At 54.2% G+C, this 12,381-nt stretch carries 10 protein-coding genes; 9 read left to right on the top strand and 1 reads right to left on the bottom strand.

What is annotated here, in order from left to right:
* The first annotated feature begins 23 nt into the window (after nucleotides 1–23).
* From EDC56_RS15480 to traF, 9 genes are all read left to right on the top strand, one after another.
* Nucleotides 24–1,130, top strand: coding sequence for a DSD1 family PLP-dependent enzyme (locus EDC56_RS15480; RefSeq protein ID WP_123713479.1), 1,107 nt, complete (start codon nucleotides 24–26; stop codon nucleotides 1,128–1,130).
* A gap of 186 nt (nucleotides 1,131–1,316) precedes the next feature.
* A complete protein-coding gene (gene hisA, locus EDC56_RS15475; protein ID WP_123713678.1) occupies nucleotides 1,317–2,075 on the top strand; it encodes a phosphoribosylformimino-5-aminoimidazole carboxamide ribotide isomerase in 759 nt (252 codons plus the stop codon).
* 166 nt (nucleotides 2,076–2,241) lie between these two features.
* A complete protein-coding gene (gene tkt, locus EDC56_RS15470) occupies nucleotides 2,242–4,239 on the top strand; it encodes a transketolase (protein WP_123713478.1) in 1,998 nt (665 codons plus the stop codon).
* 4 nt (nucleotides 4,240–4,243) lie between these two features.
* Nucleotides 4,244–5,293, top strand: coding sequence for a type I glyceraldehyde-3-phosphate dehydrogenase (locus tag EDC56_RS15465; RefSeq protein ID WP_123713477.1), 1,050 nt, complete (start codon nucleotides 4,244–4,246; stop codon nucleotides 5,291–5,293).
* 22 nt (nucleotides 5,294–5,315) lie between these two features.
* On the top strand, nucleotides 5,316–6,491 hold the full coding sequence (locus EDC56_RS15460) for a phosphoglycerate kinase (protein ID WP_123713476.1): 1,176 nt from the start codon (nucleotides 5,316–5,318) through the stop codon (nucleotides 6,489–6,491).
* 68 nt (nucleotides 6,492–6,559) lie between these two features.
* Nucleotides 6,560–7,609: a class II fructose-bisphosphate aldolase gene (gene fba / locus EDC56_RS15455; protein WP_123713677.1), complete on the top strand. Its 1,050-nt coding sequence runs from the start codon at nucleotides 6,560–6,562 to the stop codon at nucleotides 7,607–7,609.
* Nucleotides 7,610–7,763: 154 nt separating this feature from the next.
* The gene (locus EDC56_RS15450) at nucleotides 7,764–8,699 is read left to right on the top strand and encodes an alpha/beta hydrolase (RefSeq protein ID WP_123713475.1); all 936 of its coding nucleotides are present in this window, start codon (nucleotides 7,764–7,766) and stop codon (nucleotides 8,697–8,699) included.
* A 47-nt stretch (nucleotides 8,700–8,746) separates the two neighbouring features.
* Nucleotides 8,747–9,610 carry an NAD(P)-dependent oxidoreductase gene (locus EDC56_RS15445; protein WP_211333731.1) on the top strand — a complete coding sequence of 288 codons (864 nt, stop codon included), beginning with the start codon at nucleotides 8,747–8,749 and terminating at the stop codon, nucleotides 9,608–9,610.
* Between the two features lie 884 nt (nucleotides 9,611–10,494).
* Nucleotides 10,495–11,742 carry a conjugal transfer protein TraF gene (gene traF / locus EDC56_RS15440; protein WP_162844211.1) on the top strand — a complete coding sequence of 416 codons (1,248 nt, stop codon included), beginning with the start codon at nucleotides 10,495–10,497 and terminating at the stop codon, nucleotides 11,740–11,742.
* A gap of 1 nt (nucleotide 11,743) precedes the next feature.
* Here the strand turns inward: traF and rraA are convergent, their stop codons facing one another.
* A complete protein-coding gene (rraA, locus tag EDC56_RS15435) occupies nucleotides 11,744–12,298 on the bottom strand; it encodes a ribonuclease E activity regulator RraA (protein WP_123713472.1) in 555 nt (184 codons plus the stop codon).
* Nucleotides 12,299–12,381: the final 83 nt, after the last annotated feature.

Below are 12,381 nucleotides of genomic sequence, written 5' to 3'. Positions count from 1 at the left end.
GACTTCAATATTGAGGAGCTGTAATGACTCTAGATGAGCTAGACACCCCTGCCCTAGTGGTAGATTTAGATGTTATGGAAGCGAACCTGCAGGCCATGCAGCAGCGAGTTTCGGCTAGAGGCTTGAAGTTGCGGCCGCATACTAAGGCGCATAAGATTCCGGCTCTGGCACAGCGACAACTGAGCTTGGGCGGCGAAGGTATTTGTACCGCCAAGCTGGGTGAGGCGGAGGTGATGGCCGATGCCGGTATAATGGATATTCTGATTACGACGCCGATCGCTCACCCGATAAAATACCAGCGCTTAGTGGCTCTTTATCTGGCTCACCCTGAGGGTGTATTTTGCCAAGTGGTGGACCATGCTGAACATGTGCTGGGTATCGGCAAGTGTGCCGTGGCCGCCGGCGTCAACGTGGAGCTGTTGATCGAGGTGGAGAGTGGCCAGCAGCGTTGCGGTGTCGCGTTGGGCAAATCATTAGTGGACCTGATCAAACTGATCGAGGCGACAGAGGGCGTCAGCTATCGAGGTATTCAAGCTTATAGCGGCCACCTGCAGCATGTGCAGGACTTCGCGCAGCGTCAGGCACAGGCGCGGGCGGCGGTACTGCCCATCTTCGATTTTATTGATAATCAGTTGCTTCCTCAGGGGTTGGCACCACGGGTTGTCAGCGGCGGTGGTACGGGCACCTATCAGGCCTACACCGGCTTGGGCTTTACCGAGATTCAAGCGGGCTCGTATATCTTTATGGATGCCGCCTATCGGGCGCTCGCCAGTCGAGACAATTCTCGTCAAAACGATGAGTTTAGCAATGCTTTAAAAGTGTGGACGACAGTCATCAGCCACCCCACCCCCGAGCGTGCTGTGCTCGATGCCGGTATGAAGTGTCTGTCTATCGATATGGGGATGCCACTGGTTGAGGGCAGGGAGGATATACGTTATCAGAGCGGTGGTGACGAGCATGGCATCCTGCATCTCGCCGAGGGGGAGGTCAGCCTAACGATCGGACAGCGCTTACTGATGTTGCCGAGTCATTGCGACACCACGCTAAATAGCTATCAAACACTGTACGGCATTCGCGGTGATGAGGTAGTGCAAAGTTGGGATATTGCCGGTCGTGGTAGGAGTGATTGAGTCGGCGAGTCAATCCTGTTCTGCTTAGTTATAGGAATCTTTGATGATGCCAGGGGCGCTGCAGTAGCGTTTGAGTTGAGTGCTGCAGCGACGGAGAAATCTGATAATAATAGGGCTATAATGCCGGGGATAAATAACCTCTAAGACTAATTGAACACTGAAGGGCCAGCAGGCCAGGGTGGTTTTGTGACAGTATTTCGCCCCTGTATTGACCTACACCAGGGTCAGGTAAAGCAAATTGTTGGCGGCAGCCTGAATGACCAGGGGGCAGAGACGAACTTTGTCAGCCACCATGATGCGGCATATTACGCAGCGCTGTACCGTCAACATCAACTGCACGGTGGTCATGTCATCGCGTTGGGGCCGGGCAATAAAGAGCAGGCGCTGGCTGCGCTGGCGGCTTGGCCGCAGGGGTTGCAGTTTGGCGGTGGCGTCAACGATCAGAACGCGGGCGATTATCTCGCGGCTGGCGCATCCCATGTCATCGTCACCTCTTACCTATTTGAAGGCGGCGAATTTAGTTGGCAAAAGCTTGAACGAATCAAGGAGGTGACGGGGCGTGAGCGTCTGGTGCTCGACCTGAGTTGCCGTCGCACGGAGAGTGGTTGGAATATTGCTACCGATCGCTGGCAGACGGTCACGCAGACTGCGGTGAATGCCAAGCTGCTCGAAGCGTTGGCGGATCACTGCGCCGAATTTTTGATCCACGCCGCTGACGTCGAGGGGCTACAGGGGGGCATTGATGAGGAGTTGGTGCAGTTACTGGGGCAGCACTGTCGCATTCCCGTGACCTATGCCGGTGGCGCTCGCACACTGGATGACTTGACTCTTGTGGAGGCGTTGTCGGGTGGTCGTGTCGACCTGACCATCGGTAGCGCTCTCGACATATTCGGCGGCACAGGCGTTAGTTTGGCGCAGTGTATCGGCTGGAATGAGCTGCGCTGATAGTACCTGGGGCGGCTTTTATCGGATGATTTTTGTCACTCGATAGCGATTATCACTACTGTGGCTCGCAAATAGTTTGCTCAATGCCCTAAGGTAGGCGAAAATGTGCCTCCTAAAATTTCACATACTGTAACTTTTGCATCACCCCCACCGAGGAGTTTCATTGATGTCGTCTCGCACCGAGTTAGCAAACGCAATACGTGTCCTGAGTATGGATGCTGTCCAGAAGGCCAAGTCGGGCCATCCTGGCGCACCCATGGGCATGGCCGACATCGCAGAAGTGCTCTGGAATGATTTCCTCGAGCACAACCCGAGCAACCCACAGTGGGCCGATCGCGATCGTTTCATTCTGTCCAACGGTCACGGCTCTATGCTGATCTATTCGTTGCTGCACCTCAGCGGTTACGACCTCAGCATCGATGATCTGAAGAACTTTCGTCAGCTGCACTCGAAGACACCGGGTCACCCTGAATATGGCTATGCACCGGGCGTGGAGACCACCACCGGTCCTCTCGGTCAGGGCATCACTAATGCCGTGGGCATGGCAGTAGCAGAGAAGATATTGGCCGCACAGTTTAACCGTGCAGGCCATGAGATCGTCGATCATTACACTTACACCTTCCTCGGTGACGGCTGCATGATGGAGGGCATCTCGCACGAAGCTTGTTCTCTGGCTGGCACACTGGGCCTGGGCAAGCTGATCGCCTTCTACGACGATAACGGTATTTCCATCGACGGCGAGGTCGAGGGCTGGTTTACCGACGACACCGTGAAGCGCTTTGAGGCCTATGGTTGGCATGTCATTGCAGCGGTCGATGGCCACGATAGCGAAGCAATCAAAGCGGCTATTGTTGCCGCCCGCGCCGAGACCGGCAAGCCGACGATGATTTGTTGTAAGACGATCATCGGCAAGGGCAGCCCAAATAAGCAGGGCAAGGAAGATTGCCACGGCGCGCCACTGGGTGAGGCTGAGATTGCCCTCGTGCGCGAGCAGCTTAACTGGTCGGCGCCAGCCTTTGAGATTCCCGGCGATGTCTACGCAGGTTGGGACGCCAAGGCCAAGGGTGAGGCGGCAGAATCTGCCTGGAACGAGAAGATGGCTGCCTATACTAGCGCCTTCCCTGAGCTTGCCGCCGAATTACAGCGCCGCCTAGCTGGTGAGTTGCCGGTCGACTTCGCCGAGCAGTCGGCGGCCTTCATTGCCAGCTGTAACGACAAGGCGGAGAGCGTTGCATCACGTAAGGCATCGCAGAACTCACTTAGCGCCCTCGGCCCCAAGCTACCTGAGATTCTGGGCGGTTCTGCCGACCTTGCCGGCTCAAACCTGACCTTGTGGGATGGTTGTAAGGGTGTCGAAGCAAACGATGCCAGCGGCAACTACCTTTATTACGGTGTGCGTGAGTTCGGCATGAGTGCAATCATGAACGGTATCGCTCTACACGGTGGCTTTGTCACCTACGGCGCCACTTTCCTGATGTTCATGGAATATGCACGCAACGCTCTGCGTATGGCGGCGCTGATGAAGCAGCGGGTGATTCACGTTTACACCCATGACTCGATCGGCTTGGGTGAGGACGGTCCGACTCACCAGCCCGTCGAACAGTTCACTAGTCTCCGTACCACGCCTAACCTCGATGCCTGGCGCCCCTGTGACACCGTCGAGACAGCGGTGGCGTGGAAGTTTGCTATCGAGCGCAATGACGGCCCGACGGCGTTGATTTTCTCGCGCCAGGGGCTACCTCATCAGGCTCGCAATGACCAGCAGATTGCCGACGTGGCTCGCGGTGCCTATACACTACTCGACTGTGCGGGCAGCCCAGAGGCGATCATTATCGCCACCGGTTCTGAGGTTTCCCTCGCGGTTGCAGCGCACGCTGAGCTGACGGCGGCGGGAAAGCAAGTACGCGTTGTTTCTATGCCTTCTAGCACCGTATTTGATCGCCAAGATGCAGCTTATCGCGAGTCGGTGTTGCCTGCAGCAGTACGCAGTCGCGTCGCCGTTGAGGCAGCGCATAAAGACTTCTGGTACAAGTATGTCGGTTTTGATGGCGCTATTATTGGTATGGATAGCTTCGGCGAGTCGGCACCTGCGGCTGATCTCTACCAGCATTTCGGTATCACTGCAGAGGCGGTCGTCGACGCGGTGAACGGCCTGTTGAAGTAGTCCATTGAAACCGTTACGTATTGCCATTAATGGTTACGGTCGTATCGGTCGCTGCCTGGTCCGCGCACTCTTCGAGAGCGGACCACGGCAGTTGCAGCTGGTAGCGATCAACGAGCCGGCTGAGCTCAAGACTATTGCACACCTGACGCGTTACGACTCTACCTTTGGTCGTTTCAGTAAGCCTGTCGATGAGGTCGAAGATGGCTTGTTGATCGACGGTGAGCTGGTGCGTGTCTGTGGTGAGACTAACGTGTCGAAGCTGCCGTGGGGCGAACTCGATATCGATGTGGTATTGGAGTGTAGCGGCACCTTTAGTAGTCGCCGTGAGGCGGAACAGCACCTGCAGGCAGGCGCTAAGCGACTGATTTTTTCTCACCCAGCGGAATCTGAGGATGATGTTGATGCGACGATAGTCTACGGCATTAATCATCGCGAGCTCAGTGGTGAGGAGCGCATTCTATCGACGGGGTCTTGCACCACTAACTGTGTTGTGCCGGTATTGGATGTGTTGCGTCATCACCTCGATATTGAGGCGGGGATGTTGAATACGATCCACTCGGCGATGAATGACCAGCCGGTGATCGATGCCTATCATCACACTGATCTGCGCAAGACTCGCAGTGCAATACAATCGATTATTCCGGTGGATACCGGTCTCGCTAGGGGCATTGGACGCTTTTTCCCCTGTCTGCTCGGCCGCCTCGAGTCGACGGCGATCAGGGTACCGACAGTGAACGTCTCGGCAGTGAACCTGACCTTGACGGTCGCTCAGCACACCGATGCGGCGACGGTGAATGCTCTGATCGAGCAGGCGGCAGTGCAAGCGGGTGCGGTACTGGGCATCACGGAAGAGCCACTCGCCTCGTGCGACTTCTTGCGTGATCCTCGTTCCGGTATTGTCGATGCGGGCCAGACCCGGGTGGCGAATGGTCACTTAGTGAAGCTGCTGGTTTGGTTTGATAATGAGTGGGCCTACAGCAATCGTATGCTCGACGTGTGTGAACATATACAGACGCTCGATGATGATATCGCTCGAGCGCTAGTGAACAATTGAAATCGTTAAACTAGGAATAGCTATGTCCGTGATTAAAATGAGTGATCTAGAGCTCGGCGGTAAGCGCGTACTGATTCGTGAAGATCTGAACGTGCCGGTTAAAGATGGAGTGGTGAGTAGCGATGCACGCTTGCGTGCAGCGTTACCGACGATTCGTCAGGCGCTGCAGGCCGGTGCTAAAGTCATAGTCATGTCGCATCTCGGGCGTCCGGTCGAGGGCGGTAGTGCGGAAGAAAATGCAGATTATACTCTGGCCCCCGTCGCCCATTATCTCAGTGAGGCACTAGGGCAGGAGGTCGCGTTGATTAGCGATTACCTCGGTGGGGAACTTGACGTCGCAGACGGGCAGTTGGTGCTACTGGAAAACGTGCGTTTTAATGCCGGTGAGAAAAAAGACCAAGAGACGTTAGCCAAGGCCTATGCCAAGCTCTGTGATGTCTTTGTCATGGATGCGTTTGGTACCGCGCACCGCGCTCAAGCGTCGACCCACGGTGTTGCGAAGTTTGCTCCAGTGGCCTGCGCAGGGCCGTTGCTGGCGGCGGAGCTCGATAATCTAGCGAAGGCCCTGGCGGCACCGGCACGGCCGCTGCTGGCGATCGTCGGCGGCTCCAAAGTCTCGACCAAATTGACGGTGCTGGAGAGTCTCGCCAATATTGCCGATCAAATCATTGTCGGGGGGGGCATTGCCAACACCTTCCTCGCCGCGAGCGGCCAGCCTGTCGGTAAGTCGTTGTGTGAGTCTGACCTTATTCCCAATGCCAAGGCGCTGATGGCGCAGTGTGATATACCTGTGCCCAGCGATGTGGTCACCGGTAAATTGTTCAGCGAGAGCGCTGAAGCGACGCTGAAGCCTGCCGCCGAGGTTGCCGCAGACGATATGATCTTCGACATTGGTCCGGCGACGTCGGCACAGCTCGCCGAGCTGATTGGTAAGGCGAAGACCATTATATGGAACGGTCCTGTTGGCGTGTTTGAATTCGATCAGTTTGCCGATGGCACGGCGGCAATTGCTGAGGCCATCGCCAGTAGCGATGCTTTCTCGATTGCCGGTGGTGGTGACACCCTGGCGGCCGTTGACAAGTATGCTATTGCCGATAAGATCTCTTATATCTCGACGGGCGGTGGTGCCTTCCTCGAGTATGTTGAAGGTAAGACGCTACCGGCGGTAGCAATTTTACAAGCGCGTGCACAAGCATAGCTACTCTATAACTTATGGTGGCGGCCTGTATGGCCGCCGAATCACGATTAATTGATAAGGAAGATAACATGGCTCTTATTAGCATGCGTCAGATGCTCGATCACGCCGCCGAATTTGGTTACGGCGTCCCCGCTTTTAACGTCAACAACCTCGAGCAGACTCGCGCGATTATGGAGGCGGCTCAGGCGACCAATAGCCCGGTGATCATGCAGGCCTCGGCCGGTGCGCGCAAATACGCGGGGCCTAACTTCCTGCGCCATATGATTCTCGCGGCTATCGAAGAGTTTCCTGAGATTCCCGTTTGTATGCACCAGGATCACGGTACTAGCCCAGCAATCTGTCAGCGCTCGATTGCTCTAGGCTTCTCTTCGGTGATGATGGATGGCTCGCTTGAGGCCGATGGTAAGACGCCTTCGAGCTATGAGTACAATGTCGATGTCACTCGTCGTACCGTTGAGATGGCCCACGCCTGTGGTGTCTCAGTCGAGGGGGAGCTGGGTTGTCTCGGTTCGCTGGAGACCGGTGAGGCGGGTGAGGAAGACGGTGTCGGTGCCAGCGGTAAGCTCAGCATGGAGCAGTTGTTGACGGATCCGGAAGAGGCGGCAGACTTCGTTGCCAAGACTGGCGTCGACGCTCTGGCGATCGCCTGCGGCACATCACACGGCGCCTATAAGTTTTCGCGCCCACCTACGGGCGATATCCTGGCGATCGATCGTATTAAGGCGATCCACCAGCGTATCCCGAATACTCACTTAGTGATGCACGGGTCCTCTTCGGTGCCGCAGGAGTGGCTGGCGGTGATTAACGAGTACGGTGGAGCGATCCCCGAGACTTACGGCGTGCCTGTCGAGCAGATTGTCGAAGGCATCAAGCACGGGGTGCGTAAGGTCAACATCGATACCGACCTTCGTCTCGCCTCTACTGGCGCGACGAGAAAATTCCTCGCCGAGCAGCCCGCTGAGTTCGATCCGCGCAAGTTCTTGTCGGCACAGCTGACGGCGATGAAGGAGATCTGCATCGACCGTTACAATGCCTTCGGTGCCAGCGGTATGGCCAGCAAGATGAAGGCGACCAACCTTGATGACATGGCGGCCCTGTACGAAGCCGGAAAGCTGTAGTGTTATCAGCTTAAGCTGCAGTAAAAAGGCCGCATAATCGAACGATTATGCGGCCTTTTAGATTATGAGGCCGCGGCTATCGCTCTAGCCATCAGCGCTTGCTGTGGTGCAGTTAGAGTAGTAACGTGATTGTTTCCGCTTTTGAGATGTTTGCATGATTCATTTTACCCAACTGCGTCGCTATCTGCCGCGCCTCGACGAAGCCTGGTTACAGCCGCTCGATGAGCAGGCCCGTGACTATGTGCAATATTACGGCATCGATTTTGATCGTCGTGTCGAGGGCCTGACACAGTCGATCGGCCGTTTCGACAGCGGCGACTTTGAGCTAGTTGGTCAGTGTTTCATTCTCGATGTCGAGGCACCCAGTTGTTATGTGGTACACGGTTATTACGATCATGCTGGGCTGTATAAACACCTGATTGAGTGGTGCCTCGGTAGGGGCTATAACGTGGTGTTGTTTGACCTGCCCGGACACGGTTTGAGCAGTGGTCATGCCGCTTCGATCGATGACTTTGACTGCTATATTGCAGCGTTGAATAAGTTGTTGCTGTGGTCGGCTACGCGCTTGACCGGTAAGAAAATTCTCTTTGGCCAGAGTACCGGATCTGCGGCGATTATGAGCTATCTGTTGTCGAGGCCGCACAATATCGACCGGACGGTGTTGATGGCACCTTTGGTAAGACCGCATATGTGGTCCAGCATGCGCTGGTTGCACAAGCTGGCAAAGCGTTTTACGTCAACCTTGCGCCGGACTTTTACCATGAACTCTCACGACGCCGAGTTCCTTGATTTTTTGCATCGTCGCGATCCGCTGCAATGCCGGCAGCAACCGGTGCGCTGGGTGACCTCGATGAGCCAATGGATCCCCTGGTTTTTAGCGCAGCCAGAGACACGACTGCGTATCCTCGTGGTGCAGGGGACTGGTGATTATACTGTCGATTGGCGCTACAACTTGTCGGTGATCCGCCGTAAATTCCCCCTCGCGCGTATCGTTCAGGTGGAGGGTATGCGCCATCATGTGGTCTGTGAGAGCGAGTTCTATCGCGAGCAGGTGTTCAGTGAGGTGCAACGTTATCTGCAAGATTATTGAGCCCTTTTATAAACAGTATTGAGGAATTAGAAGTGGGAAGTAAAGTGATGAAAGTTGCGTTTATTGGTCTTGGCGTGATGGGCTACCCGATGGCGGGTCACCTGCAGCGTGCCGGTTTGGCGGTGACAGTCTATAACCGTACGATAGCGAAGGCGCAAGCCTGGGTGGCGGAATACGGCGGCGCGTTTGCCGAGACGCCGGCTGCGGCGGCGGCGACAGCGGATATTGTCTTGATGTGCGTCGGTAACGATGACGATCTACGAGCGGTCAGTCTCGGCAGCGATGGCGCTGTGGCGGCGATGCGGCAGGGTACGCTGCTGGTTGACCACACTACCGCCTCCGCTGAGATCGCCCGAGAGCTGCACGCTAGTTGTGCTGCCGCAGGGATTGGCTTCCTCGATGCGCCGGTATCTGGTGGCGAGCAGGGAGCGTTGAATGGTCAGTTAACGATTATGTGTGGTGGTGATGAATCTGCTTTTACAGAGGCTCGATCAGTGCTTGATATCTACGCTAAGCAGCTGCGCTGGATGGGGCCGGCGGGTAGCGGTCAGCTGACCAAAATGGTCAACCAAATTTGTATTGCGGGCTTGTTACAAGGGTTGTCTGAGGCGCTCAACTTTGCTACTCGGGCGGGACTAGACGTCGAAGAAGTGGTTGCGGCAATCTCGCAGGGTGCTGCGCAATCGTGGCAGATGGATAATCGACACGCAACGATGGCAGCGGGTAGCTATGAGCACGGCTTTGCTGTTGACTGGATGCGCAAGGATTTGGCGATCTGCCTCGGCGAGGCAGAAAGAAATGGCGCCTCACTGCCGGTGACAGCGCTGGTCGATCAGTTTTATAAAGAGGTTCAGCAGATGGGGGGGAGCCGTTGGGATACCTCGAGCCTATTGGCGCGCTTAGATAAATAACAGTATTTGTTAAATGATAGATAGGGGTTAGTGACTGATAATTTAATCGTTGCCCCTAATCCCCCTCGTGTATTCACTTACTTTGAATAAGCATTTTATGCAGCGACCTAGCATGGTAAATATCACGCTGCTAGAGGCATAAATATGGAAAATAAATAGTAGCTATCTAGGAGAGAAATATGGCCATTGTCGGGGTGTTAGTCAATATATGGCTGTGTCGTTAGGTTAAGGGTTGATGGCGCATTAATAATGCACAAGGAGTTCCGTTAGCCTCCTCTCGATAATGATAACTACGCTGAGGTGGAAGAGGCGATTCGTTGATTAGCTCTGCTGCTGCCTGTGAGTTAGCAGCCGCAGGAATTTACTGCGACGCTATCCTACGTCGCTAGCTTTGCAGTGCCGGTTTGAGGGTGAACATGAGGAAGTTGATGCCTCAATTGCATCTGTTCTGCAGCTAGGTGTCGCTGAGTGCGGAGAACATAGTAGTTGTTTGCTTGCCTAGTAGTGTGGCGAAGCGAGTTGTTATGTGGCGGTGATAAAGTATTGCCTTCGATCGCCCCTAGTCTGACAAGAAAAATCCGCAAGTATAGCCGCTATTTCACGATTTAGTAGTAGGCATAAAAGCTCTTCCCTTTGCCACGATTAGTGCTTATAAAAATTGTTCTGATGATCTTAACTTAATTTAAGTCTGATATATTTTCGCGCTGCTAGGTAGCGTTATATGGACTTTGAGAAACGATTAGAGAGTTTCCTGATCGTGCATGGAAGTGCTGCCCTATAAGGGTAGAGTGGTTGCCATACTGGCAGGCATTCTGGCGCTGGATAACAGGGGTTATCTGCGATGCTTTGCGGAATGCAAAACACTAAACGCAATGGGTGGTGTTTTGAAAAAATGGATTTTAAGCGGCTTTGCCGTCTGCATATTAAGTTTGACTTCGACCGCTTTAGCGGAATTATTCGACTATCGTAATACGGCGATGGGTGGAAGCGGTGTCGCCTCGAGCAACTTTGTTGCTGCGCCACTTTATAATCCTGCACTATTAACACGCTATGATAGTAATCAGCGGGGTTATGTCTTGACGCTGCCGAGCGTTGGCGTGGAGTACGCTGATAGTGACGAGTTGATGGTGGGGCTTGATGATATTGTTGCCGATATTGATAGTTTAGAGGGTGAACTCGATCGTGTTTTAGGTATGTCTGGCTGGGAGCAATACATAGCCTTTCAGCAGATGCTGGCCTCACCACTCCGAGAGTCGATTGTCGAACAGATGAAGTCGTTAGATAAAAACTATCTGCTCTTTGATGTTGCGTTAAGTACTTCTCTAGCAAAGTCTAATCGACATAGCGGTTGGGCGGTATCGGTTAATAAGACGGTCGATGGTGGTGTCGGTGCTGTTTATGATGATGCAGATGAACAGCGCCTAAACTCAGCTCAGACGCTCAGTGACCTCGATCAGCTGGGGAGTAGTGTGCTCGGGGTGGCGATGTATGTGACGGATTATAGCTTTTCTTACGGTCGAGAATTTTGGCTGGCTGATAGTCGTTTGGCATGGGGAGTGACGGCGAAGATGCAGCAGGTAGAGACGCTTTTTTACCGCGCTAGCATCAATAATTATAACGCAGATGACATTACTAATTCTGAGAATAAAGTTAGCGATAGTGGTGTCAACTTGGATTTGGGGGGGAGTTACTGGCTCAACGATCACTGGAATATCGGTGCGACGGTATTCAATGTAATAGGTGCTGATTATGAGACGGTGCACGCCGATGATAGTTACGCAAAAATCGACATAGCGCCATTGTTAGTGGCGGCGTTGGCCTATAGCAATGGCTCTACCACCTATGCGCTGGATATTGATCTCAGTGATCGAGCGGGTCTGGATATCTATGCGGCGGATAAGAAGTTGAGTCTCGGTAATAGTCGTTTTTACCGAGTAGGTGCCGAGTGGCAGACGTTCACCTGGTTAACCACGAGGCTGGGATATCGAATGGATCGAGGCTCGATTAAAGAGGATGTGCTATCCGTCGGTGTAGGACTGAATTACTGGCAGGCAGTGAACTTTGATCTGGCGTTGATGGCGGGCGCGAGCGGTAGCTATGGTGGTGTGCTAAGGCTCGCCATGCAGATATAACCTATGCATTGGGCATCGCAAGAGGGTAGTCGGAGACCACTATACCGTTGTTGTCGGCGTAGATGTACTGCCCCGGCTTGAGCGTTTGGCCGGCAAAGGTGACCGGTATGTTGAGGTCACCGGCGCCGCGCTTTTCTGTCTTGACCGGGTAGTGGTTGATCGCTTGCACACCGAGCTTGATAGATTGAATGGCATCGACGTCACGGATACAGCCGAAGATGATCATACCCTCCCAGCCATTACTGGCGGCAGTCTCGGCGATGATGTCGCCGAGTAGAGCGCGGCGTAGCGAGCCGCCACCGTCGACGACCAGTACCTTGCCCATGCCAAGATAGCCAGCTTGTTCCTTCACTAGGGAGTTATCCTCGAAGCATTTTACTGTGACGATCTCGCCGCTGAATTGGTTCTTGCCGCCGTAGTTGCGGAAGACCGGTTCGAGTACTTGAACGTCGGGGTATTTGTCGCAGAGATCGGGAGTACAGATTGTTGGATGCTTGTATAACTCGGCCACGGAAAATACCTCATTGTAAATATGACTGACTATCACAGCTGGCATAATAACGCCTGCCGATGAGGTGGGAAACAGGCGTCAGTGAATAGCGACTATCTATGCCAATGATGGCTGGGCGCTGCGGTTAT

The sequence above is a fragment of the Sinobacterium caligoides genome, from assembly GCF_003752585.1.
Lineage (GTDB): Bacteria > Pseudomonadota > Gammaproteobacteria > Pseudomonadales > Sinobacteriaceae > Sinobacterium > Sinobacterium caligoides.
This window is presented reverse-complemented; position numbering and strand designations above follow the sequence as displayed.

What these genes read in the sequence shown, in the direction of transcription:
- tkt (WP_123713478.1), top strand. Translation starts at nt 2,242, where the DNA reads ATGTCGTCTCGCACCGAGTTAGCAAACGCAATACGTGTCCTGAGTATG.
- fba (WP_123713677.1), top strand. Translation starts at nt 6,560, where the DNA reads ATGGCTCTTATTAGCATGCGTCAGATGCTCGATCACGCCGCCGAATTT.
- EDC56_RS15460 (WP_123713476.1), top strand. Translation starts at nt 5,316, where the DNA reads ATGTCCGTGATTAAAATGAGTGATCTAGAGCTCGGCGGTAAGCGCGTA.
- rraA (WP_123713472.1), bottom strand. Translation starts at nt 12,298, where the DNA reads ATGCCAGCTGTGATAGTCAGTCATATTTACAATGAGGTATTTTCCGTG.
- EDC56_RS15480 (WP_123713479.1), top strand. Translation starts at nt 24, where the DNA reads ATGACTCTAGATGAGCTAGACACCCCTGCCCTAGTGGTAGATTTAGAT.
- EDC56_RS15450 (WP_123713475.1), top strand. Translation starts at nt 7,764, where the DNA reads ATGATTCATTTTACCCAACTGCGTCGCTATCTGCCGCGCCTCGACGAA.
- EDC56_RS15445 (WP_211333731.1), top strand. Translation starts at nt 8,747, where the DNA reads ATGAAAGTTGCGTTTATTGGTCTTGGCGTGATGGGCTACCCGATGGCG.